22 protein-coding genes and 1 riboswitch are annotated in these 20930 nt (G+C 66.8%); of the genes, 10 read left to right on the forward strand and 12 right to left on the reverse strand.

The genetic code is table 11. The features are described from left to right. Positions 1-253 precede the first annotated feature (253 nt). Positions 254-1234, forward strand: a complete 981-nt coding sequence (locus D6860_RS21750) for a DMT family transporter (RefSeq protein WP_017467511.1) — start codon at positions 254-256, stop codon at positions 1232-1234. 1 nt (position 1235) lies between these two features. On the opposite strand, the gene D6860_RS21755 is transcribed toward D6860_RS21750, so the two are convergent. Further along, a complete protein-coding gene (locus D6860_RS21755; RefSeq protein ID WP_076625340.1) occupies positions 1236-1895 on the reverse strand; it encodes a DUF2161 domain-containing phosphodiesterase in 660 nt (219 codons plus the stop codon). A gap of 80 nt (positions 1896-1975) precedes the next feature. Between D6860_RS21755 and D6860_RS21760 the strand changes: the two genes are divergently transcribed. From D6860_RS21760 to D6860_RS21775, 4 genes are all read left to right on the forward strand, one after another. Then, a complete protein-coding gene (locus D6860_RS21760) occupies positions 1976-2605 on the forward strand; it encodes a ribonuclease HII (protein WP_076623390.1) in 630 nt (209 codons plus the stop codon). Positions 2606-2695: 90 nt separating this feature from the next. Then, positions 2696-3808, forward strand: coding sequence for a site-specific DNA-methyltransferase (locus D6860_RS21765; RefSeq protein ID WP_076623391.1), 1113 nt, complete (start codon positions 2696-2698; stop codon positions 3806-3808). A gap of 181 nt (positions 3809-3989) precedes the next feature. Beyond that, positions 3990-4859, forward strand: a complete 870-nt coding sequence (locus D6860_RS21770; protein WP_076623392.1) for a DMT family transporter — start codon at positions 3990-3992, stop codon at positions 4857-4859. A gap of 135 nt (positions 4860-4994) precedes the next feature. Then, the gene (locus tag D6860_RS21775; RefSeq protein ID WP_229743286.1) at positions 4995-6842 is read left to right on the forward strand and encodes a methyl-accepting chemotaxis protein; all 1848 of its coding nucleotides are present in this window, start codon (positions 4995-4997) and stop codon (positions 6840-6842) included. Positions 6843-6924: 82 nt separating this feature from the next. Here the strand turns inward: D6860_RS21775 and aroC are convergent, their stop codons facing one another. Beyond that, entirely contained in the window at positions 6925-8025 is a 1101-nt protein-coding gene (aroC, locus tag D6860_RS21780; protein ID WP_076623393.1) for a chorismate synthase, read from the reverse strand. Between the two features lie 95 nt (positions 8026-8120). Continuing rightward, positions 8121-8231: riboswitch (TPP riboswitch) on the forward strand. 37 nt (positions 8232-8268) lie between these two features. Between aroC and D6860_RS21785 the strand changes: the two genes are divergently transcribed. From D6860_RS21785 to D6860_RS21795, 3 genes are read left to right on the forward strand one after another with little or no spacing between them, the layout of a single operon-like run. Continuing rightward, complete coding sequence (locus tag D6860_RS21785; protein ID WP_076623394.1) at positions 8269-9252, forward strand: thiamine ABC transporter substrate-binding protein; 984 nt, start codon at positions 8269-8271, stop codon at positions 9250-9252. Further along, positions 9228-10796: a thiamine/thiamine pyrophosphate ABC transporter permease ThiP gene (locus D6860_RS21790; RefSeq protein WP_076623395.1), complete on the forward strand. Its 1569-nt coding sequence runs from the start codon at positions 9228-9230 to the stop codon at positions 10794-10796. Before D6860_RS21785 ends, D6860_RS21790 begins: the two co-directional genes overlap by 25 nt. Then, complete coding sequence (locus tag D6860_RS21795; RefSeq protein WP_076625342.1) at positions 10783-11478, forward strand: thiamine ABC transporter ATP-binding protein; 696 nt, start codon at positions 10783-10785, stop codon at positions 11476-11478. The genes D6860_RS21790 and D6860_RS21795 overlap by 14 nt, the downstream gene beginning before the upstream one ends. Before the next feature lie 72 nt (positions 11479-11550). Here D6860_RS21795 and D6860_RS21800 read toward each other — a convergent pair whose 3' ends face one another. The 3 genes from D6860_RS21800 to petA are packed head-to-tail and all read right to left on the reverse strand — an operon-like array spanning position 11551 to position 14294. Next, positions 11551-12345, reverse strand: a complete 795-nt coding sequence (locus D6860_RS21800; RefSeq protein WP_076623396.1) for a cytochrome c1 — start codon at positions 12343-12345, stop codon at positions 11551-11553. A 20-nt stretch (positions 12346-12365) separates the two neighbouring features. Then, the gene (gene petB / locus D6860_RS21805; RefSeq protein ID WP_076623397.1) at positions 12366-13706 is read right to left on the reverse strand and encodes a cytochrome b; all 1341 of its coding nucleotides are present in this window, start codon (positions 13704-13706) and stop codon (positions 12366-12368) included. 12 nt (positions 13707-13718) lie between these two features. Then, the gene (gene petA / locus D6860_RS21810) at positions 13719-14294 is read right to left on the reverse strand and encodes a ubiquinol-cytochrome c reductase iron-sulfur subunit (RefSeq protein WP_017468406.1); all 576 of its coding nucleotides are present in this window, start codon (positions 14292-14294) and stop codon (positions 13719-13721) included. Positions 14295-14513: 219 nt separating this feature from the next. Here petA and D6860_RS21815 point away from each other — a divergent pair, with 219 nt between their 5' ends. Continuing rightward, the gene (locus D6860_RS21815) at positions 14514-15176 is read left to right on the forward strand and encodes an outer membrane beta-barrel protein (protein WP_017468407.1); all 663 of its coding nucleotides are present in this window, start codon (positions 14514-14516) and stop codon (positions 15174-15176) included. A gap of 78 nt (positions 15177-15254) precedes the next feature. On the opposite strand, the gene D6860_RS21820 is transcribed toward D6860_RS21815, so the two are convergent. The 6 genes from D6860_RS21820 to D6860_RS21845 form a co-directional block, all read right to left on the reverse strand. Continuing rightward, positions 15255-15551 (reverse strand): alkylphosphonate utilization protein, encoded by a 297-nt coding sequence (locus D6860_RS21820; protein WP_076623398.1) that lies wholly within the window; start codon positions 15549-15551, stop codon positions 15255-15257. Between the two features lie 61 nt (positions 15552-15612). Then, positions 15613-16377 (reverse strand): CDP-diacylglycerol--serine O-phosphatidyltransferase, encoded by a 765-nt coding sequence (gene pssA, locus D6860_RS21825; protein WP_017469359.1) that lies wholly within the window; start codon positions 16375-16377, stop codon positions 15613-15615. Further along, positions 16367-17047 carry a phosphatidylserine decarboxylase gene (locus D6860_RS21830; protein ID WP_076623399.1) on the reverse strand — a complete coding sequence of 227 codons (681 nt, stop codon included), beginning with the start codon at positions 17045-17047 and terminating at the stop codon, positions 16367-16369. Before D6860_RS21830 ends, pssA begins: the two co-directional genes overlap by 11 nt. A 68-nt stretch (positions 17048-17115) precedes the next feature. Continuing rightward, complete coding sequence (locus tag D6860_RS21835) at positions 17116-17721, reverse strand: glutathione S-transferase (protein WP_076623400.1); 606 nt, start codon at positions 17719-17721, stop codon at positions 17116-17118. Positions 17722-17826: 105 nt separating this feature from the next. After that, a complete protein-coding gene (locus tag D6860_RS21840; protein ID WP_076623401.1) occupies positions 17827-18753 on the reverse strand; it encodes a tyrosine recombinase XerC in 927 nt (308 codons plus the stop codon). Further along, complete coding sequence (locus D6860_RS21845; RefSeq protein WP_017469625.1) at positions 18750-19460, reverse strand: DUF484 family protein; 711 nt, start codon at positions 19458-19460, stop codon at positions 18750-18752. The genes D6860_RS21840 and D6860_RS21845 overlap by 4 nt, the downstream gene beginning before the upstream one ends. Positions 19461-19677: 217 nt before the next feature. Between D6860_RS21845 and D6860_RS21850 the strand changes: the two genes are divergently transcribed. After that, entirely contained in the window at positions 19678-19998 is a 321-nt protein-coding gene (locus tag D6860_RS21850; protein ID WP_076623402.1) for an antibiotic biosynthesis monooxygenase family protein, read from the forward strand. Here the strand turns inward: D6860_RS21850 and D6860_RS21855 are convergent. Further along, on the reverse strand, positions 19995-20672 hold the full coding sequence (locus tag D6860_RS21855; RefSeq protein ID WP_229743287.1) for a winged helix family transcriptional regulator: 678 nt from the start codon (positions 20670-20672) through the stop codon (positions 19995-19997). The two genes, D6860_RS21850 and D6860_RS21855, sit on opposite strands and share 4 nt — an antisense overlap. Between the last annotated feature and the right edge of the window lie 258 nt (positions 20673-20930).

A 20930-nucleotide genomic window follows, 5' to 3' on the forward strand; every position in this document is an offset into this window, starting at 1 on the left:
GCACTCACTTGGGTGGAGTGCTAACGGCGCATAGCTAGGCAGCCCATCGAGTCGTGTCAACCAGCGGGAACTCGAAAAAATGCGTCCCCGCCAGCGTCTCGACCGGACCTATTCACTTCGTGGCGCCGTGAAAGGGGAGGGGTGACGGGACAGCAATATCCTGCTGACGCGGATCGGGCATGGCATTGGGGCCTCGGATGTGGTTTGGTATACCAAACGGCCAAAGCCGCTTCCCATCCAGAGTTGACCCCCCATGCCCACCCATCCCGCGTCCTCCGTGCAGGTGCCGCGCTCGTCCGAGCAGCGCGGCCCCGACAACATGAAGGGCATCCTCCTGATCACGCTCGGGTTCGTCTGCTTCGGCGCGACCGACGCCATGGCCAAGCTGCTCACGACGGAGTTCCCGCCGCTACAGGTGGTCTGGATGCGCCAGCTCGGTCTTTTCATCGGCGTGATGATCATGCTGGCGATGCGCGGCGGGCACGTGCTGCGCACCCGGCACCCGGCGGTTCAGGTGCTGCGCGGGGTGCTGACGACCTGCTCGGCCACCTTCTTCATCCTGACGATCCGCTACGTGCCGCTCGCCGATGCGACCGCGGTCACCTTCATCGCGCCGTTCATCATCACCGTCATCGCCGGGCTCTTTCTCGGCGAACCGGTGGGCATCCGCCGCTGGCTCGCGGTGGTGGCGGGCTTCGTCGGCATGCTGATCGTGATGCGCCCCGGCATGGGCGTCTTTCATCCGGCGATCTTCATCACCGTCGCGGCTGCGACCGCCTTTGCCATGCGGCAGGTGCTGTCGCGGGTGCTGAGCGGAGACGACGGCATCGCGACGACCGTGGCCTACACCTCGATCACCTCGACGGCGCTGCTCACGGTGCCGCTCGCCTTCGTCTGGCAGTCGCCGGAGGTCTCGTGGGTCTGGCTGGTCGCGCCCGCCATGGCGCTTTGCGCGGCGTTGGGCGAGGTCTTCATCATCCGGGCGCTGGATGTCGCGCAGGCGGTCGTCGTGGCGCCGATGCAGTATTCGATGATCATCTGGAGCACGCTCTACGGGTTCCTGCTCTTCGCAGACCTGCCGGACGTCTGGACGCTTGTCGGCTGCGCGATCATCGTGGCCTCGGGGCTCTACACGCTCAATCGCGAGCGGATCGCGGCGCGGCGGGCGAAGAACCGCGCGCGGGCCGAGGCGGCCTTCGAGGCCGAGATGGCGGCGCGCACCGAAGAGATCTGAGCTACCAGCTGTGCGCCCAGTGGACGAGGCCGGCGCGCCCGGTGGCGGTCAGCGCGTAGACGCCCTTGTCGACCCTCTCGAACCAGCCGTAGTGGTTGTCGCGCATGATCCGGGTCGCGGGGGTCACGCCGGTGGCCGCGGCGACATCACGACCCCGGCAGCGGCCGTGCTCGGCCAGATGCGCGGCGCAGCGCAGCGCGTCCTGCCGGTAGCCCGTGACGATGCCGTGGCGCGTCGCCCCGCCGTCGTTCGGATCGCCCGAGATCCGCTGGAACTCGCGCAGCAGCCGTGCCCGTTTCGTCTTGTTGCGACGCGGGGCATAGGGGCCTGGGTCGCAATGCACCTCGGCGCGCTTGCCCTTGACCGTGATGAAACCGAGCCCGAGCCTGCGACAGAGCGCAAGATTGTCCTTGAGCGCGCGCCGGGCGCTGCGGCCCGAGGGCTTCGGCACCGCGATATAGACCGCGTCGGTCACCGAAAGCCGGGCCACCGCCTGGTGGAACAGTGCAAGCGAGATGCGCAGCTTCAGCTCGACGATCACCGGCTCTTCGCCGCCGCGCACGGCGACCAGGTCGGCGGCGCCGACCTCGCCCTTCACCTCGTAGCCCTGCGCCGCCAGAAGCGCCTTCACCGGCGCGTAGAGATCGCTTTCCCGTTCCATGCGGGCGACCATATCGAAGCCGTCGGGCAAGGACGAGCGGCATCGCTTGCGTTGCGCCGTCTGCTGGGGTTTCTGGGGCCATGACGGGACCGGACGAGTCGTGTGAAGCGCCCTTCTGGGCAGATGGCCGATGCGTGGCCGGCGTGGACGAGGTCGGTCGCGGACCGCTCGCGGGGCCCGTGGTGGCCGCCGCGGTGGTGCTGCATCCCGACTGCATCCCGCCGGGCCTGAACGACTCCAAGAAGCTTTCGCCCAAGCGCCGCGCGCGGCTGGCCGGCTGGCTGTGGGAATGCGCCGACGTGAGCCTTGGCGTGGCGACCGTCGAGGAGATCGACCGGCTCAACATCCTTCAGGCGAGCCTGCTCGCGATGCACCGGGCGGTCACCGGGCTGCGCGGTCCGGTCCACCACGCGCTTGTCGACGGGCGCTTCCTGCCGCCGCAGCTGCCTTGTGGGGCCACGCCGATCATCAAGGGAGACGGCCGCTCCGTGAGCATCGCGGCGGCCTCTGTCGTCGCGAAGACGTGGCGCGACCGCCTCATGCGGGATTTGGCGCAACAACATCCGGGCTACGGCTGGGAGACCAACGCGGGCTACGGGTCGAAAAAGCACAAGGACGCGCTGCGAGATATTGGTGTGACGCCTCACCATAGACGGTCCTTCAGGCCGATACACAATATCTTGTGGCAAGCCAAATCTACAAGTGACTGATTCAAAAAAGAAATTGACCCCGAATCGCCTTTGACTCATTTTTGTCCACAACCAACGAGTGCCGAACGCACCACAGGGACCGAGGCAGAGATGAACGCGATGACCAAACCGAAGAGTGCGCAAGCGCTCCCGCTCAACACGATTCTGGACGGAGACTGCATCGAAATGATGAACAGTCTGCCGGCGGAGTCCGTGGATCTGATCTTCGCCGATCCGCCCTACAACCTGCAGCTTCGCGGCGATCTGCACCGTCCCGACAACAGCCGTGTCGACGCGGTCGACGACGACTGGGACCAGTTCGACAGCTTCGCGGTCTACGACCAGTTCACCCGCGAGTGGCTCAAGGCCGCCCGCCGCCTGCTGAAGCCGAACGGGGCGATCTGGGTCATCGGATCGTATCACAACATCTTCCGTGTCGGCGCCGCGCTGCAGGATGCCGGCTACTGGATCCTGAACGACGTGGTCTGGCGCAAGTCGAACCCGATGCCGAATTTCCGGGGCAAGCGCTTCACCAATGCCCACGAGACGATGATCTGGGCGTCGAAGGGAGAAGGCGCGAAATACACCTTCAACTACGAGGCGCTGAAGGCCCTTAACGAGGGCATCCAGATGCGCTCGGACTGGGTTCTGCCGATCTGCAACGGCGGCGAGCGTCTCAAGACCGCCGACGGCGAGAAGGCGCATCCGACCCAGAAGCCGATGAGCCTGCTGCACCGGGTACTCGTCGGGTCGACCAACCCCGGCGACGTGGTGCTCGACCCTTTCTTCGGCACCGGCACCACCGGCGCCGTGGCCAAGATGCTCGGGCGTGACTGGATCGGCATCGAGCGCGAGGCCAGCTACCGCGAGGTGGCTGAGCGTCGCCTTGCCGACATCCGCGCCTACGACAAGTCCTCGCTCGAGGTGACCCGCGCCAAGCGCGCCGAGCCGCGCGTGCCCTTCGGTCAGCTGGTCGAGCGCGGCATGCTGCGCCCCGGCGAGATGCTTGTCTCGCCCACGGGCAAGGTCGCCAAGGTCCGGGCGGACGGCACGCTGGTGGGCGAGGACGTGAAGGGCTCGATCCACCAGGTCGGCGCCCATCTCGAGGGCGCGCCCTCCTGCAATGGCTGGACCTACTGGCATTTCCGCAAGGACGGGAAAACCGTTCCGATCGACGTGCTGCGCCAGCAGATCCGCGCCGAGATGGCAGCGCGCCCACACTGAGCCTACCGAAATCCGAACAATGACACCGCCGGTGCCCGCGATACGCGGGCACAGACTGGCCCCGTCCGCCTTGTGCCGACGGGGCCCTTTTTTGGTGTCCTCGGAGGGCCTCCGCCAAGGCGGGCGACTTGATTGACCTCCCGGCAAGGGCGGGTCATGTGTGCACAAACGGAGGCACGGAATGGACTTGCGCGCAATCTTCATGGGGCTGGCCTTTGCGGTCATGTGGTCGTCGGCCTTCACCTCGGCCCGGATCATCGTGACCGCCGCCCCGCCCTTGGGCTCGTTGGCGTTGCGCTTCCTGATCTCGGGCCTGCTCGCGGTGGCGATGGCGCGGATGCTGGGGCAGAGCTGGCGGCTCAACCGCGCGCAATGGCGGGCGACCATCATCTTCGGCATCTGCCAGAACGCCCTGTATCTGGGGCTGAATTTCGTCGCGATGCAGACGGTCGAGGCCTCGCTTGCCTCGATCATCGCATCGACCATGCCGCTGGTGGTGGCGCTGGCGAGCTGGCTCTGGTTGGGTGAACGGCTGCGTCCCATGGGCTATGCGGGGCTTCTGGCCGGTGTGCTCGGGGTCACGATCATCATGGGCGCACGGCTGCAGGGCGGGGCCGATCCGTGGGGCGTCATGCTATGCGTGCTCGGCGTGCTCTCTCTGGCTGCGGCGACCATGTCGGTGCGCGGCGCCGTGTCGGGCGGCAACATCATGATGATCGTCGGACTGCAGATGCTGGTCGGCAGCGCGCTGCTCTGGCCGTTCGCCCTCGCGCTCGAGACCCCCGAGGTCACATGGTCGTGGACGCTTGTAGTGGCCTTCGGCTACACCGTCCTGATCCCCGGTGTGGCGGCGACCCTCGTCTGGGTGCTGCTGGTCGAACGCATCGGGGCGATCCAGGCGGCGACCTTCCATTTCCTCAATCCGTTCTTCGGCGTTGCGGTGGCCGCAGTGCTGCTGGGCGAACCGATGGGGCGCTACGACGTGATCGGCGTGGTCATCGTAACGCTCGGCATTCTCGCGGTGCAGCGCTCGCGCGCCGCGCTGCGCTGAGGCGGTGTTTCCGACAGGCCGGAAGGGTTTGTTTACACCTCTCTGATAGCTGCAGGGTCGGCCGGATTACGACCGGCGGACCATGCAGCGGTTGGAGCGATGATGAGCAGGTTTCCCATTCGGACCCAGGTGTTGATGCTCGGCACGGTTTTCGTGCTGCAGATCCTGGTGGTGGCGGCGATTTCCTGGGGCGTGCAGGCCCGGCTGGCCGATGCGATCCACTATGGGCACGACATCACCTCCCAGAACCGCGCGTTGTCGCTGCTTGAAGAGCGGATCGAACGGATCGCGGCGGGCTTCCTGAAATTCGAGCACAGCAGCAACGACGTGCTGGACGAAATTCGCGAAGAGATCGCGACACTCTCAACCTTGGTGGACGAAGCCGACGACGTGTTCACCAGGACCGATACCGAGGCAGCCTATCGACCTCATTTCGTTCCCGAATTCCAGAGCGTCGCAGAGATCGCCCAGACCCTTGTGCAGCCCGTCGACTTCCTTGGGTCACCGGGGGTGACGATTTTCGAGCGAGACGCCATCGTCTCTGACACGGTCCTTCCCGCGCTGGATGAAATGCGCACGACGGTGGACAGCCTTCGCGACGAAATCATCGAGGCGTTTCATGTGTCGGAAAGGCAGACCGATGTGACAGTCCGGGATGGAAACGTCATCCTGCTAGGGCTGAATGGCTTTGCAGTGCTCCTCGGACTCGGCTGCGTGCTGATCTTCGGTCGCGTTTTGGCTCGTCCCTTCCAGACTGCCGCGCAAAGCGTGCAAAGCATCGCCGACGGTGCGCTTGAACATGAAATCACGGGGCAGGAGCGCGGCGATGAAGCCGGCGCCATTGCCCGCAATCTCGCGGGCCTGCGAGATCAGCTGAAAAAGGCCGAAGAGACGGACCGCCGCGAGCGGGTGGCAAACGAGCGACGCGTCGCGCTCTTCAGTGCCCTGGGAGAGGCGATGGGCCAGCTCGCCCAAGGGCAGGTGGCCGAGCGTCTGGATGGCGCCGAATGGAATGATCTCGGGACCGACTACAAGAAGATCTGCGACGATTTCAATGAATTGGCCGAGCAGATCGGCGACATGGTCGGCTCGCTCAAGGATTCCGCCGAGATGGTCCAGCGGAACTCTCAGGAACTGTCCAAGATGTCGAACGAGATGTCGCGCCGCTCCGAGGTGCAGGCTGCCACGCTCGAGGAATCTGCCGCCGCACTCGAAGAGATGTCGGGCAGTGTCCGCTCCGCGGCAGACAGGGCCGAGGCCGCCGACCGTCGTGCTGGCGAGGGGCGCCGCCGCGCCGAGGAAGGCGGGACCGTCATGGAGCGCGCACTTCAGGCAATGAGTTCGATCGCGGCCTCTTCGGACCAGATCACGCAGATCATCGGAGTCATCGACGACATCGCCTTCCAGACCAATCTGCTTGCGCTGAATGCCGGGGTCGAGGCGGCGCGCGCCGGCGAAAGCGGCAAAGGCTTCTCGGTCGTCGCCTCCGAGGTGCGGTCGCTGGCGCAACGGGCCTCGGAGTCGGCTCGCGAGATCAAGGCCCTCGTGCAGAACAGCTCGCAACAGGTGAAGGACGGGGGGCTGCTCGTCGAGCAGACCGGCGCGACCCTGTCCGAGATCGTGGGCTATGTCACCGAGGTCTCCGACATGGTGGGCGAGATCGCCTCTGCGGCCAAGGAGCAGTCAGCGGGTCTTGAGGAAATCAACGTAGGCGTGGCGGAACTCGACAAGGTCACCCAGCAGAACGCGGCAATGGTCGGCGAGACGAGTTCGGCAAGCCAGCAACTCAGTGCCGAGGCGGATCGCCTGAGCAGCGTCCTGAACCGCTTCATGGGGATGGAGGCGCCTGAGCTCGAGGAGGTCACGCCCGTTGCTGCGCCGATCGCCGAGATCGAGGTCCCGGAGATGGCCGTGCAGGATGTCCCGGTCGCGCCTCCCAAACGTGCGGCTGGTGCCGACATGGACCTCTGGGAGGATTTCTAGATCAGCATGACGCGCTGCCGTCTTTCTCCGGAACGCGAACCCAGGGGAAGACGGCAAGCTGCATGTCACGGGACAGGAAAGGTCACCCGATCTTGCCGCGGTTCTCTCCGACCTGTCCCCGATGCAGGAGCAGATGGTCGAGCAGCACGCAAGCCACCATGGCTTCCCCCACCGGAACGGCGCGGATGCCTACGCAGGGGTCGTGACGGCCCTTCGTGACGATTTCGGTCTCTTCGCCGGACTTCGTGATTGTCCGGCGGGGGGTGAGGATCGAAGAGGTTGGCTTCACCGCGAACCGCAGCACGACGTCCTGCCCCGTCGAGATGCCGCCAAGGATGCCGCCCGCGTGGTTCGAGCTGTACTCCGGCCCGTTGGGACCCATGGTGATCTCGTCGGCGTTTTCCGAGCCGCGCAGGGCCGCCGCCGCCATGCCTTCGCCGATCTCCACCGCCTTGACCGCGTTGATCGACATGGCTGCCGCCGCAAGGTCGGTGTCGAGCTTGCCATAGACCGGGGCGCCAAGCCCCGCAGGGACACCACGCGCCACGACCTCGATCACCGCGCCGACGCTGTCGCCGCTCTTGCGCAGGTCGTCGAGGTAGTTGGCCCAGGTCTCGGCCGTCTCTGCATCCGGGCACCAGAAGGCGTTCTCGCCCACCTGCGCCAGGTCCAGCCGCGACCGGTCGATCGCGTGCGGACCCATCTGCACCATGTAGCCGGTGATCTCGAGGCCCGGGGCCAGAGCGGCGAGAGCGGCCCGCGCGAGCCCTCCGGCAGCGACGCGCGCGGCGGTTTCCCGCGCCGACGAGCGTCCGCCGCCGCGATAGTCGCGAATGCCGTATTTCTGCCAGTAGGTGATGTCGGCGTGACCGGGCCGGAACTTCTCGGCGATGTCGCCGTAGTCCTTGGACCGCTGGTCGGTGTTCTCGATCATCAGCTGCACGGGGGTGCCGGTGGTCTGCCCCTCGAACACGCCCGACAGGATGCGCACCGCGTCGGGCTCGCGCCGCTGCGTCGTGTAGCGGTTCTGCCCCGGCTTGCGACGGTCGAGCCAGTGCTGCAGCATCGCTTCGTCAACCGCGACCCCCGGCGGGCAGCCGTCCACCGTGGCCCCGAGCGCGGGACCGTGGCTTTCGCCCCAGGTGGTGACGCGGAACAGGTGGCCGAATGTGTTCATGCTCATGGGCGCAGTCTCCTTGTCCGAAGGGTTCCTAGGGCAGCGGCGGCGCCGTCTCAAGGCATTTCACCTTGCGCGGGGCGGGTTGCGGCACTACGACTCCCGATACCTCGGGGTGTCCGGCCGATCCGCGGCCGGGCTGAGATGCATCTTGCGAACCCGTTGAACCTGAACCGGTTAACACCGGCGGAGGGAAGGTGACGGCCTCGCGCCCGGTCTTGCCCTCTCGCCGCAAGCCTGGAGGATGCCATGAAGGCCATCACCACCGCTGCAGCGGGACTTCTCACAGCCAGCGCCGCGCTGGCGGATACACCCGTTCTCACCGTTTACGCAGGCGACTACATCGTCTCGGAATGGGGCCCCGGCCCGAAGATCGAGGAGATGTTCGAGGCGCAGTGCGACTGCGACCTCCAGTTCAAGCCCGGCGACCTGCTGCCGCGCATTCTGCTCGAGGGCGACCGCACCGAAGCGGACGTCGTCTTCGGGCTGAACACCGACGTCACGAAAAAGGCGCGCGAAAGCGGGCTCTTCGCGCCCCACGGGCAGGACCTGTCGCCGCTGACGCTGCCGATCGAGTGGGATGACGAGATCTTCCTGCCCTACAACTACGGGCACACGGCCTTTGTCTACGACACCGAGCGTCTGCCCGAGCCGCCGCAAAGCTTCGACGCACTGCTGAACGCGCCGGACGACCTCAAGATCGTGATCCAGGACCCGCGCAGCTCGATCTCCGGGCTGGCCACGGTGCTTTGGGTTCAGGCGGTCTACGGCGACGAGGCCGAGGCAGCCTGGGAGGAGCTTGCCCCCAAGATCCTCACGGTGACGAAGGGCTGGTCGGAAAGCTACGGGCTCTTCACCGACGGCGAGGCCGACATGGTGATGAGCTATACGACCTCGCCCGCCTATCACATCATCGCCGAGGACGATCGAACGAAGAAGGCGGCGATCTTCCCCGAGGGGCATTACTTCATGGTCGAACTGGCCGCCAAGGTCGCAAGCACCGACCAGCCCGAGCTGGCGGACGACTTCATGGCCTTCATCCTGAGCGAGCCGTTCCAGGAGATGATCGCGACCGGCAACTGGTCCTTCCCGGCGGCGCTGCCGCGCGAGAAATGGCCCGAGGGCTTCAAGGAACTCGATCTGCCCGAGAAGGTGCTTTTCTATTCCGAGGACGAGGCGGCCGCGCTGCGCGACGAGGCGATCGAGGCATGGCGCCGGGCGCTGTCGCGCTGACCCGCGGCTTCGGGAAATCAATGGTGCGCCCAGGCCGGGGCATCGCGGTTTTCGCCGCGCTTGCCGTGGCGGTGCTCACGCTCGGGCCGGTCGTCGCGGTGCTGATCCGCGCGGGCGGTTGGGGCAGCCTCGGGGCGAACGAGTGGCAGGCGCTGCGGTTCACCCTGATGCAGGCCACTCTGTCCGCGGGATTGAGTGTCGCGCTTGCAGTCCCCGTGGCGCGGGCGCTGGCGCGGCGGAGTTTTCGCGGCCGTGGGGCGCTCGTCGCGCTTATGGGCGCGCCCTTCATCCTGCCGGTGATCGTGGCGGTGCTGGGGCTGATCGCGGTCTTCGGCCAGAACGGTCTCGTGAACCTCGCGCTGCGTGGGCTTGGTCTGCCGGGCATGACCGTTTACGGCGTGCACGGGGTGATCCTCGCGCATGTGTTCTTCAACCTGCCGCTCGCCGTGCGTCTCATCCTCCAGGGCTGGCTTGCCATTCCGGCCGAACGGTTTCGGCTTGCGGCCTCGCTCGGGCTGACGCCCGGGGCGATGTTCCGGGTGCTCGAGGCGCCGATGCTGCTGCGCATCGCGCCGGGCGCCTTCGCGGTGATCTTCGTCATCTGCCTGTCAAGCTTCGCTGTTGCGCTGACGCTGGGGGGCGGGCCGCGCGCGACGACCGTGGAGCTGGCGATCTACCAGGCGGTGCGCTTCGATTTCGACCTGGGCCGCGCGGCGCTGCTGTCGGTGATCCAGCTCGGGCTTGCTCTATGCGCGGGGCTCGTGGCGCTGAAGCTCGGGGCAGGGGATGGTTTCGGTGCGGGTCTCGACCGCATCCGGCACCGCTGGGACGGGCAGGGCGCGGCCGCCCGTATCGGCGATACGCTGTGGATCGCGCTTGCGGCGCTCTTCCTGCTGACACCGCTTCTGAGCGTCGTGATCCGCGGGCTGCCGTATCTTGCAGATCTGGGGGCGGCCACCTGGCAGGCCGCTGGCCATTCCGCGACGGTGGCGCTTGGATCGACGGCGCTCTGCCTCTGCTGGGCCTTGCCGCTGTCGACGCGCGGCGGCGAGCTCGTGGGGCTCGCCGGTATCGCGCTGTCGCCGCTGGTGCTCGGCACCGGGCTGTTCCTGATCGTGAGGCCGTTTGCGAACCCGTTTTCGCTGGCCCTGCCGGTCACGGCGCTGGTCAACGCGCTGGTGGCGCTGCCCTTCGCGCTGCGCATCCTGCGCCCCGAGGCCGAGGCGATCCGGAAGGACTATCGCCGCCTGTCGCAATCGCTGGGGCTGACGCCCTTCGCCTGGCTGCGGCTCGTTCTGCTGCCGCGCCTGCGCCGCCCGCTCGGATTTGCCGCCGGGCTGACCGCCGCGCTGTCGATGGGGGACCTCGGGGTCATCGCGCTTTTCGCGGACCCCGACCGGGCGACGCTGCCGTTGCAGGTCTACCGGCTGATGGGCTCCTACCAGATGGATGCGGCCGCCGGCGCGGCGCTTCTGCTGCTGCTCCTGAGCTTCGGGGTGTTCTGGCTGTTCGATCGCGGAGGAAGAATCGATGCTGACGCTTGAGGCCCTGCGCTTCCAAGAGGGCGACTATGCGCTGTCCGCCGACTTCAGCCTCGCAGCGGGGCGACGGGTGGCGATCATCGGGCCATCGGGGGCAGGCAAGTCGACGCTTCTCGACCTCATCGCCGGGTTTCGAAAGCCCGGGGAGGGGCGGGTGCTCTGGCAGGGGCAGGACATCACCGACGAGCCCCCGGATCGCCGGCCCGTCGCGATGCTGTTCCAGGAAAACAACCTCTTTCCGCATCTCGACCTGCGCCGCAATCTCGGGCTTGCGTTGCGCCCTGACGGGCGCCGGGTGACCCCGGCCGAGGCTGACGCCGTGGACCGCGCGCTGGAGCGCGTGGGTCTTGATGGCATGGGCGCGCGCAAACCGGGTGCACTCTCGGGCGGCCAGCAGAGCCGTGCGTCGCTCGCGCGGGTGCTCCTGCAGAAACGGCCGGTCATCGCGCTGGACGAGCCGTTCGCCGCGCTTGGCCCCGCGCTCAAGGACGAGATGCTGGCTTTGGTCCGCGAAGTCTCGGGCGAGCTCGGCGCGCTGGTGCTCTTGGTGAGCCACGATCCGCAGGACGCACGGCGCTTTGCTGACGAGACGGTGCTCGTGGCCGAGGGCATCGCCGCCGCGCCGCGCGCGACCGAGGCGCTCTTTGCGGATCCGCCCGAGGCACTGCGCGCCTACCTCGGCTAGACAGCCATTGCGCAGGACATGAAAAAAGCCCCGCCGGTCGGGCGGGGCTTTCTTGTTGGCGATGGGCCGCGATCAGGCTTCTTCGTGCTTGTGCTTGATCGGGCGCCAGATGCGCTTGTTGGTGAGGTAGAGCAGCACCGACAGGACACCGAGGAAGATCACGCCGACGAAGCCGGCCTGCTTGCGTGCCATCATTTTCGGCTCGGCCGCCCACATCAGGAACGCCGAGACGTCCTGCGCCTCGTGGTGAAGCGAGTTCGGGTGGCCGTCGTCGAATTCGACGTCTTCGCCCTGCAGGGGCGGCGCCATCGAAATCCAGCCGCCCGGGAAGGCGGTGTTCTCGTAGAACAGCGTGCCCGCTTCTTCCTTTTCCTCGCCGGTGTAGCCGGTCAGGAGCGACGCGATGTATTCCGCGCCGCCCATGCCGTTCACCAGCTGGTTCAGGCCAGTGCCGTAGGGGCCGTGGAAGCCCGCGCGCGCCTTGGCCATCAGCGACAGGTCAGGGGCGCCAAGCGAGGTGTTGGCGGGGAAGTTGTCGGTCGGCCGGGCAGGGCGGTAGTCGTCGAGTTCCTCGTCGAAGACCTCGAAGTTCTGCTCGGCGTAGGCGCGGACCTGGTCCTCGGGGATGCCGGGGCCGGCCTCGCTGCCAAGGGTCCGGATCGGCACGTAGCGCAGACCGTGACAGGCCGAGCAGACCTCGGTGTAGATCTTGAGGCCGCGCTGCAGCTGCGCCTGGTCGTAGGTGCCGAACGGCCCCTCGAAGGAGAAGCTGAAGTCCTCGACGTGGCCACCCTCTCCGGCGGCGAAAGCGCCGCCGGTGGCAAGGCCGAGAGCCATTGCGGTCGAAAGGGCAAGTTTCTTGAACATGGGTCGTTGTCCTTTCAATGTCACTCGGCCGGGGTCGAGACGGTCTTGGTGCCGCCGGACTTCGCGTAGTGGGCCTCGAAGTCTTCTTCGATCGTTGCGGGTTGCGGCAGCGGCTTCTCGAACACGCCGAGCAGCGGCAGGATCACGAAGAAGTAGCCGAACCAGTAGGCCGCACCGATGAGCGAGAAGCTGGCATAGGGTTCGGCCGCAGGCATGGCGCCAAGCCACATCAGCGCGACGAAGTCGATGACCAGCAGCCAGAACCACCACTTGAACTGCGGGCGGTAGCGGCCCGAGCGCACCGAGGAGGTGTCGAGCCAGGGCGCCAGCGCCATGGCGATGATGGCACCGAACATGGCGAGCACGCCGAAGAACTTCGCGTCGATGATGCCGCCGGTCAGCGCCGAGGCCCATTGCACGACCCACACCTCGGAGGTGAAGGCACGCAGGATCGCGTAGAACGGCAGGAAGTACCATTCCGGAACGATGTGCGCAGGTGTCGCGAGCGGGTTCGCCTCGATGTAGTTGTCGGGGTGGCCGAGGTAGTTCGGCATGAAGCCGACGATGGCCCAGAAGATCATCAGGATCACCGCGAGGGCGAAGACGTCCTTGATGACGTAGTAGGGCCAGAAGGGCACGGTGTCCTTCTTGGCGTCGGCCTTGGAGGTGCGGCGGACGTCGACACCGGTCGGGTTGTTGTTGCCCGTGGTGTGGAAGGCCCAGATGTGCACGGCGACCAGCGCCGCGATCACGAAGGGCAGCAGGTAGTGCAGCGAGAAGAAGCGGTTCAGCGTGGCGTTGTCCACCGCCGGTCCGCCCAGCAGCCAGGTCTGGATCGGTTCACCGATGAACGGGATGGCGCCGAACAGGCCGGTGATCACGGTCGCACCCCAGAAGGACATCTGGCCCCAGGGCAGCACGTAGCCCATGAACGCGGTGCCCATCATGCAGAGGTAGATGAGCATGCCGACGATCCAGGTCACCTCGCGCGGGGACTTGTAGGAGCCGTAGTAGAGGCCGCGGAAGATGTGCAGGTAGACGGCGACGAAGAACAGCGACGCGCCGTTCGCGTGCAGGTAGCGCAGCATGAAGCCGCCGTTCACGTTCCGCATGATGTGCTCGACGCTGGCAAAGGCCATGTCGACATGCGGCGTGTAGTGCATCACGAGCACGATGCCGGTGGCGATCTGCAGCGCGAGGCAGAAGGTCAGGATGATCCCCCAGATCCACATCCAGTTGAGGTTCTTGGGAGTGGGGATCATGATGGTGTCGTAGAGAAGACCGACGATCGGCAGCCGCTTGTGCAGCCAGCGCTCGCCACCCGTCTTCGGTTCGTAATGGTCGTGCGGAATACCGGACATCTGCGCCCTCCCTTATCCCAGCAGAATGGTGGTTTCTTCGACGAATTCCGCCGTGGGAACCGGCAGGTTCTGCGGGGCGGGGCCTTTGCGGATGCGTCCGGCCGTATCGTAGTGCGAGCCGTGGCAGGGGCAGAACCAGCCACCCACGCCGCCGGCGGTGTATTCGCCGGCATTGCCCAGCGGAACGCAGCCGAGGTGGGTGCAGACGCCCATCATCACGAGCCATTCGCCGGTGTCGTCCAGCGCACGGTTCTGGTCGGTCGCGTCGGCGGCGCCGGCGATGTTGGCGTTGCGCGCGACCGGATCGACGAGTTCGCTGAGGTCGACTTCGCGCGCGGCCTCGATCTCGGCCTCGGTGCGGCGGCGGATGAAGACCGGCTTGCCGAGCCACTTGACGGTCAGCTGCGTCCCGGTGTCGACGCCGGAGACATCGACGCGGATCGTGCTGAGCGCGCGCACGTCGGCGGAGGGGTTCATCTGGTTGACCAGCGGCCAGACGGCTGCGCCGGCGGTGACGGCACCCGCACCGGCGGTGGCATAGTAGAGGAAATCCCTCCGAGTGCCTTCGTGATCTTCTGCTTGTGTCACGGGGTATTCTCCATTCCTCATGGCCTAGTGCTGGCCAGAATCCCTAAGATTGCCGCGTCCCGATACGGCTTTCCGCTGGCGTGTTTAGCGATCTGTCATGTGTCCGTAAAGCAATCATGAAGTCGTGATCCCAAGTAGTGCGCATCTGTCGCAATTGAAACTCGCATGCCGAAAGGTATATGAGCAATGCATCGGCACCCGAGCGCCCGGAGCAATCCCATGAAGACACTGATTCTTGCCGCGACCCTTTCGGTCGCAACCGTCACCGCGTCGCAGGTCGCCGCGGGCGAGTTCGAAATTTCCGGCTACACCGGCTGGCAGACCGCACCGCACAGCCGGATCTCGGGGGATTTCCCCGGCACCGGCGCGGACTACGACGAGCTGATCGGCTGGGAGGGAAAGAGCTTCGATATGCCGCCCTACTACGGCGTCCGCGGCACCTGGTGGAAGACCGACACCTTCGGCCTCGCGCTGGAGATGACCCACACCAAGGTCTACGCCCCCGACGACGAGAAGGCAGCGCTTGGCTTCGACAACCTCGAATTCACCGACGGCCACAACATCATCACGGTCAACGCCATGAAGCGCTGGCCGGAGCAGTGGGGCAGCGCCACGCCCTACGTGGGCGGCGGTCTCGGTGTCGCGGTGCCGCATGTCGACGTGTCGACCACGGCCGGTGACAAGACCTACGGCTACCAGCTGACCGGTCCGGCGATGCGGCTTGTCGCCGGGGTCAGCTACCCGATCAACGAGCGCTTCTCGGCGTTCGGGGAATACCAGTTCGTCTATTCCAGCAACGAGGCCGATCTCGATGGCGGCGGGTCGCTGTCCACCGACATCAAGACCAATGCGCTGAACATCGGCATTTCCTACAGGTTCTGATCCTGACCGCAGGTCGAAACGCGAAAAGCGCCCCTCGGGGCGCTTTTTTGTGTTTCCTTCAGCGGCCCGAGGCGGCGGCTATCGCTTGCGCACGAACTCGGTTCGCAGCACGAGGCCCTTGATGGTGTCGTGCCGGCAGTCGATCTCTTCCGGTGTGTCGGTCAGCCGGATCGAACGGATCACCGTGCCCTGCTTCAGGGTCTGGCCCGCGCCCTTCACCTTGAGATCCTTGACGAGCACCACGGAATCGCCGTCGCTCAGCAGGTTGCCGGCGGCGTCGCGCACCTCGACCGCCTGCTCCTGTGCGACCTCCGAGGCCGGGCGCCACTCGCCGCTGGCCTCGTCGTAGACCCACTCTTCATCCTGATCGGCCATGCCGGTTTCCTTCAAAGGGGCGGGGCGCCGGTCGGCAGCCCCGGATGGGACGCGCTGTCGCTCAGTCGTCGGACATCGCGCGGCGGCGGCGCGGCAGCATGATGATGACCGAGGCGACATAGGCCACGCAGAAAGCCACCAGCGTGATCCACGCGTAGGTCACGGCGGCGGCGAGCGCCACGGCGACCGCCACGAGGAAGAACTTCGCGTTCTTGCGCGGAATCCGGGTGGTCTTGAACGACCATGTGGGAATGCGGCTGATCATCAGCAGTCCGATGATGACCATCCAGATCGCGAGGATCACGTCGGGCAGCACCGGGCCGGTGCCGAGCCCGAAGCTGAGGAACATCGGCAGCATTACCAGCATCGCGCCGGCGGGGGAGGGGACGCCGGTGAAATAGGCGTTGTCGTGGCTCTTGTCCTCGGACTTGCGCTGCACGTTGAAGCGGGCGAGCCGCACCACCGAGCAGATCGCAAAGGTCAGCACGGCGAGCCAGCCGACGCTGCGGCTGTCCTCGAGCGCCCATGTGTAGAGCAGCATCCCCGGCGCCACGCCGAAGTTCAGGAAGTCGGCGAGGCTGTCGAGCTCGGCGCCCATGCCGCTTTCGGACTTGAGCGCGCGGGCGAGGCGGCCGTCCATCCCGTCGAGCACGGCGGCCAGCAGGATGAGCTGCACCGCCACCTCGTAGGAGCCCTGAAGCCCCGAGCGGATGGCCGTGAGACCGGCGCAGATCGCCACGACGGTCAGCATGTTGGGCAGAAGCTGAACCAGGGTCAGCTTCTCCTGTCCGCGGTCGCCACTGGGTTCGCCGGGTTCAGTGGTCATCGCCGGCCTCGAGCCCGAGGTCCGCGAGCACGGTTTCGCCCGCGACCATGGTCTGACCGATGTTGACCAGCGGCGGCACGCCGTCGGGGAGGTAGACATCGAGCCGCGAGCCGAACCGGATGAGGCCGAAGCGCTCGCCCCGATCGATCCAGTCGCCCTCTTTCTTCCACCACATGATGCGGCGCGCCACGAGGCCCGCGATCTGCACCACGGCGATCTCGCGCCCGTCGGCCATGCGAAGCCGCAGCGCGTTGCGTTCGTTGTCCGAGGACGCCTTGTCGAGCGAGGCGTTCAGGAACTTGCCGGGCCGGTAGGCGAGCTTGACCAGCTCGCCCGCGACCGGAGAGCGGTTCACGTGGCAGTTGAAGACCGACATGAAGACCGACACGCGGGTCAGCGGCTCGGGCCCCATGCCCAGCTCGGCCGGGGGGACGGCGGGCTCGATCAGCGAGACGATGCCGTCGGCGGGGCTGATGACGAGACCGGGGCGCGTGGGCGTGACGCGGTCGGGGTCGCGGAAGAAGTAGTAGCACCAGACCGTGAGGCCCACGCCGATCCAGCCGAGCGGCTCCCAGATCAGGAACAGCACGAGCGAGACGACGGCGAAGATCGCGACGAACTTGCGTCCCTCGGGGTGCATCGGTTTCAGGAAGGTGTCGCGCATCCGCATGGCAGATCCTCCTTATCGGCGGCGTTGCCGGGGCTTACGGGGGCGGGCGTGGTCTTGCAAGCCCCGCGTCAGCGGTCCGGTTCGGTGGCGATCATCGACTCGCGGTCGGCGAAACGTTCGTACCAGTCGGCCAGCGAGTCGCGCCCGGTGCGCCACTTGCGGACGTCATGCCGGAAATCGAGATACCCGAGCGCGCAGCCGATGGCGATGTGGCCCATGTCGAGCGGTCCGTGCAGGTGGCTCATCCAGCGGGTCTCGAGCGCATCGAGCGCGCGCGAGACCTTGGCCCATTGCCCCTCGATCCAATCGAGCGAAACCTTCTCGGACGGGCGAAAGCGCTCTTCGTAGACGATGAGCACCGCCGCTTCCATCATGCCGTCGGCGGTCGCCTCGAGCGTCAGCGTGTCCCACAGGCGCGCGTCGGGATAGAGCCCGGCCTGCGCGCGGTGGTCGAGAAAGCGGCAGATGACGCGGCTGTCATAGAGCGCCGGAGCATCGGGCCGGATCAGCGCGGGGATCTTGCCCATCGGGTTCGCGGCGGTGAGATTGGGATCGGGGTCGAGAGGCGAGGCGGTCACCTGCACCTGCTCGACCTCGTCGAACTGGCCGGTTTCATGCAGCGTGACAAGCACCTTGCGGACGAACGGCGACGGGCCGGCCTTGAGCAGTTTCATGGATATGGTGTCCTCCGGATCTTGCGCTGAACGTAGGCACGGCGGGAGTGCCGGGCAAATCCTTTCGGAAAAGATTTACCGAACCATTGCGAGGGGCAGGGCCCCTCAGCCCGCCTTGGGGTGGGCGGCGTTATAGACCTTCATGAGGTGCACGCTGTCCACCGAGGTATAGGCCTGCGTGGTCGAGAGGGACGCGTGGCCCAGCAGCTCCTGGATCGCCCGCAGGTCGCCGCCGGCCGACAGCAGATGCGTCGCGAAACTGTGACGCATGGCGTGCGGCGTGGCCGTGGCGGGCAGGCCGAGCTGCATCCGCGCCTTCTCGGTGACCTTCTGCACCAGCCGCGGGTTCAGTGCACCGCCGCGCTTGCCGCGAAAGAGCGGCTGGGTCGGCTCGGGCTCGAAGGGGCAGAGCTGCAGGTAGGTCGCCACCGCGTCGCGGGCGACCTTCAGCACCGGCACGATCCGCTCCTTGCCACCCTTGCCGGTGATCCGGAGCGAGTCGCCCATCGGCCAGTCGGCACCGGTGAGCTTCAGGGCCTCCGAGATCCGCAGCCCGCACCCGTAGAGCAGCGTGACCACCGCCGCGTCCCGGGCACCGACCCAGCTGTCGGCGGCCTGTATCTCGACGGTGTCGATCATGGCGCGGGCCGCGTCTTCGCCGAGCGGGCGGGGCAGCTTCTTCTGGAACTTCGGCGCGCGGGCCGAGAGGACGGCGGTCGGCTCGAAGCCCTCGCGTTCGGCGAGCCAGCGGTAGAAGCTCTTCACGGCGGACAGCTTGCGCGCCATCGAACGGGGCGAGGCGCCCTCGGCCCGCAGATGCGCCATGAAGGCACGCATGTCGGGCGTGGTCACCCGGGCGAGCGCCTTAAGCCCCTGCGGCTCGGCGTGATAGCTGGTGAGAAAGACGATGAAGTCGAGCACGTCGTTGCGGTAGGCGGTGATCGTATTCTCCGCGGAACCCTTGAGCGCGCGCGATGCCGTGAGCCAGCCCTCGAGCGCGTCGCGGGCGGCGCCCGAGATCTCGAGGGTCACGAGAGCCAGCGCCGCATGGCGCGTTCGAAGACGCCGGCGAAGAAGCCCAGCAGGTCGGTGCCCTGCTGCGGCGTGAAGAGATGCGGGTCCTCGGAGCCGAGCACCAGCAGGCCGGGCAGGCGGCCGGTGCCGAAGTCGAGCGTCAGGCAGGCCTCCGAGCGCATCCAGGCGGCCTTGTTGCCGTGGATCTCGGGGTCGCCCTCGCTGAGCTGGCGCAGGGTGACCTGCCGCAGCGGGATGTTGCGCCCCTCGGTGACATAGGCCTCGACGAAGCCGGGTTCCGCGACCGAAAGCACGTCGCCGAGCTTGCGCACTGCCGGATCGTCCTCGGTCTGGCCGGATTCGAGCACCAGCCGCACGCTGTCGACGCGCAGGATGTCGGCGACCTCGCCGCGCAGGTCATGCAGGAAGGGCTCGAACTCGACCGGGTCGAGCATCCGCAGCACGGCGCGGTGAATCTGGTTCGTCCCGGCAAGGTTCTCGTAGGCGGCGGCGATGACGCTGCGGTGGGTGTCCTCGAGCCGCTCGAGGCGTGCCTCGAGGCGCTCCATCGCTATGCCGCGCAGGTCCACGATGTTGCCGCCCATGGCCCGCTCGTTGGCGGCGATGAGGGCCTGCATCAGATCCCGGTCGTCGAGGATCATGTCGGGGCGCGAGATGATCTCCTCGCGCAGGGGCTCGTCGATCGTCTGGGAACCGCTCTTCATGCCTGTCTCTTCTTTATTGTGATTGGGACCTTATCAGGTCTCGGGCACGAATGCGCCGCCTTTTCTTTTCTGTTCGGCCCTGTTTCGCGTTCCTGTTGCGCATCTGTCAAGCAAGCGGCCGGCGGGCGCGGGCACATGGCGGATTTCGGCGTGTATGGAAAGGTTTGGCGGGGCGCAGGGTTCCGTGCCAGACTGCTAGAGGGAACGGAGGAAAGCCATGCCAGAGATCACCAGCCCGAGCGACTGCCAGACCGTCATCACCACCTTCGAGACAAGCCCCGGCAACTGCCAGGATCTTCTCGATGCCCTGCAGGATGCCTACGACAGCTTCATCTCGAAACAGCCCGGCTTCATCGCCGCCGGGTTGCATGTGAACGACGCGCAGACGCGCATCGCAAACTATTCGCAATGGACCCGTCGCGAGGACTTCCAGGCGATGCTGCGAAGCGACGAGATGCGCGCGCGCAACCGCCGCTTCAACGAGCTGAGCCGAAGTTTCGAGCCGGTGATGTACGACGTGGTCGCCGCCTACGGCTAGGCTGCGGCGCCGATCCTTGCCGGGGCGCGGGGGGCCGCGCGCCGGTCCGTGACATCCAGCCGGTAACCCGAGCCGCGCACCGTCTCGATCCGCATGGCATCGGCCACCCCGGAAAGGTGGTTGCGCAGGTTGCACATGTAGACGTCGAAGACCCGCGGCGCGGGTTCGTTCTCGAACCCGTAGACGTGGCTCAGCAGCGCCTCGCGCGAGGCCAGCGCGCCGGGGCGGAGCGCGAGGTATTCGAGGATCTCGTAGAGTTTCGGCGAGAGCGACAGCGTCACGGTGCCCATGTGCACCCGTCGTGCATCGAGATCGAACAGCAGCGGCCCGCATTCCAGCAGACGCTGCGGTACCCCGTGCGCCCGGCGCGCGACCGCGGAGAGCCGTGCCAGCATCTCGGGTAGCGGCGTGTTGCCGTCGAACACCGTGTCGGCACCGGACATGATCCATGCCGCGATCTGCTCGGGCTCGGGGTCACGGGCGACCACGGCGATCGGGGTGCGCGGGCGCAGTTCGCGCAGGCGGCTCAGGGCGCTCTGGCGCATCACCTGCCGCGCTTCGATCACCAGCAGGTCGTGCGTGCCCATCTCGTGGTAGTCCTCGACCTCCTCGCTGGCCTCGCAGCGGGTGACCAGCGTGCCGCTGTCGGCCACGGCCTTGGCCAAACTCACCATTTTCCAACTCGATTCAGCAATCAGGTAACGCATCGCTCGGGTCTCACTTCTCGGGGTTGCGGGAAGGGCAGGGCGGCGGTGTCGGGACGGGCCGCGCTGCCGGGCACGCCGATCTCGTGGGAGCCGGGAGGGTGGGCCTCCGGCGGCGGGATCGGGTGCGGCGCGTTCTGCGGCCTGAAAAACGGTTTAACGGCGAATTGTGCCCGAAATGTGTTCCGGCCCCGGCGGGCGGCAGGTGATATGGATCAATGTGATACT

The organism is Salipiger sp. D13 (assembly GCF_003703915.1).
Taxonomy (GTDB): Bacteria; Pseudomonadota; Alphaproteobacteria; order Rhodobacterales; family Rhodobacteraceae; genus Salipiger; species Salipiger profundus.

Bases quoted from the DNA above. Each gene is read 5' to 3' on its own strand.
- pssA (WP_017469359.1), bottom strand. From the start codon at position 16,377: ATGACCACTGAACCCGGCGAACCCAGTGGCGACCGCGGACAGGAGAAG.
- D6860_RS21850 (WP_076623402.1), top strand. From the start codon at position 19,678: ATGCCAGAGATCACCAGCCCGAGCGACTGCCAGACCGTCATCACCACC.
- D6860_RS21760 (WP_076623390.1), top strand. From the start codon at position 1,976: ATGACGGGACCGGACGAGTCGTGTGAAGCGCCCTTCTGGGCAGATGGC.
- D6860_RS21750 (WP_017467511.1), top strand. From the start codon at position 254: ATGCCCACCCATCCCGCGTCCTCCGTGCAGGTGCCGCGCTCGTCCGAG.
- D6860_RS21800 (WP_076623396.1), bottom strand. From the start codon at position 12,345: ATGTTCAAGAAACTTGCCCTTTCGACCGCAATGGCTCTCGGCCTTGCC.
- D6860_RS21815 (WP_017468407.1), top strand. From the start codon at position 14,514: ATGAAGACACTGATTCTTGCCGCGACCCTTTCGGTCGCAACCGTCACC.
- D6860_RS21785 (WP_076623394.1), top strand. From the start codon at position 8,269: ATGAAGGCCATCACCACCGCTGCAGCGGGACTTCTCACAGCCAGCGCC.
- D6860_RS21845 (WP_017469625.1), bottom strand. From the start codon at position 19,460: ATGAAGAGCGGTTCCCAGACGATCGACGAGCCCCTGCGCGAGGAGATC.
- D6860_RS21830 (WP_076623399.1), bottom strand. From the start codon at position 17,047: ATGCGGATGCGCGACACCTTCCTGAAACCGATGCACCCCGAGGGACGC.
- D6860_RS21820 (WP_076623398.1), bottom strand. From the start codon at position 15,551: ATGGCCGATCAGGATGAAGAGTGGGTCTACGACGAGGCCAGCGGCGAG.
- D6860_RS21770 (WP_076623392.1), top strand. From the start codon at position 3,990: ATGGACTTGCGCGCAATCTTCATGGGGCTGGCCTTTGCGGTCATGTGG.
- D6860_RS21765 (WP_076623391.1), top strand. From the start codon at position 2,696: ATGAACGCGATGACCAAACCGAAGAGTGCGCAAGCGCTCCCGCTCAAC.
- D6860_RS21775 (WP_229743286.1), top strand. From the start codon at position 4,995: ATGCTCGGCACGGTTTTCGTGCTGCAGATCCTGGTGGTGGCGGCGATT.
- D6860_RS21855 (WP_229743287.1), bottom strand. From the start codon at position 20,672: ATGGTGAGTTTGGCCAAGGCCGTGGCCGACAGCGGCACGCTGGTCACC.
- D6860_RS21835 (WP_076623400.1), bottom strand. From the start codon at position 17,721: ATGAAACTGCTCAAGGCCGGCCCGTCGCCGTTCGTCCGCAAGGTGCTT.
- aroC (WP_076623393.1), bottom strand. From the start codon at position 8,025: ATGAGCATGAACACATTCGGCCACCTGTTCCGCGTCACCACCTGGGGC.
- D6860_RS21755 (WP_076625340.1), bottom strand. From the start codon at position 1,895: ATGGAACGGGAAAGCGATCTCTACGCGCCGGTGAAGGCGCTTCTGGCG.
- D6860_RS21790 (WP_076623395.1), top strand. From the start codon at position 9,228: ATGGCGCCGGGCGCTGTCGCGCTGACCCGCGGCTTCGGGAAATCAATG.
- petB (WP_076623397.1), bottom strand. From the start codon at position 13,706: ATGTCCGGTATTCCGCACGACCATTACGAACCGAAGACGGGTGGCGAG.
- D6860_RS21795 (WP_076625342.1), top strand. From the start codon at position 10,783: ATGCTGACGCTTGAGGCCCTGCGCTTCCAAGAGGGCGACTATGCGCTG.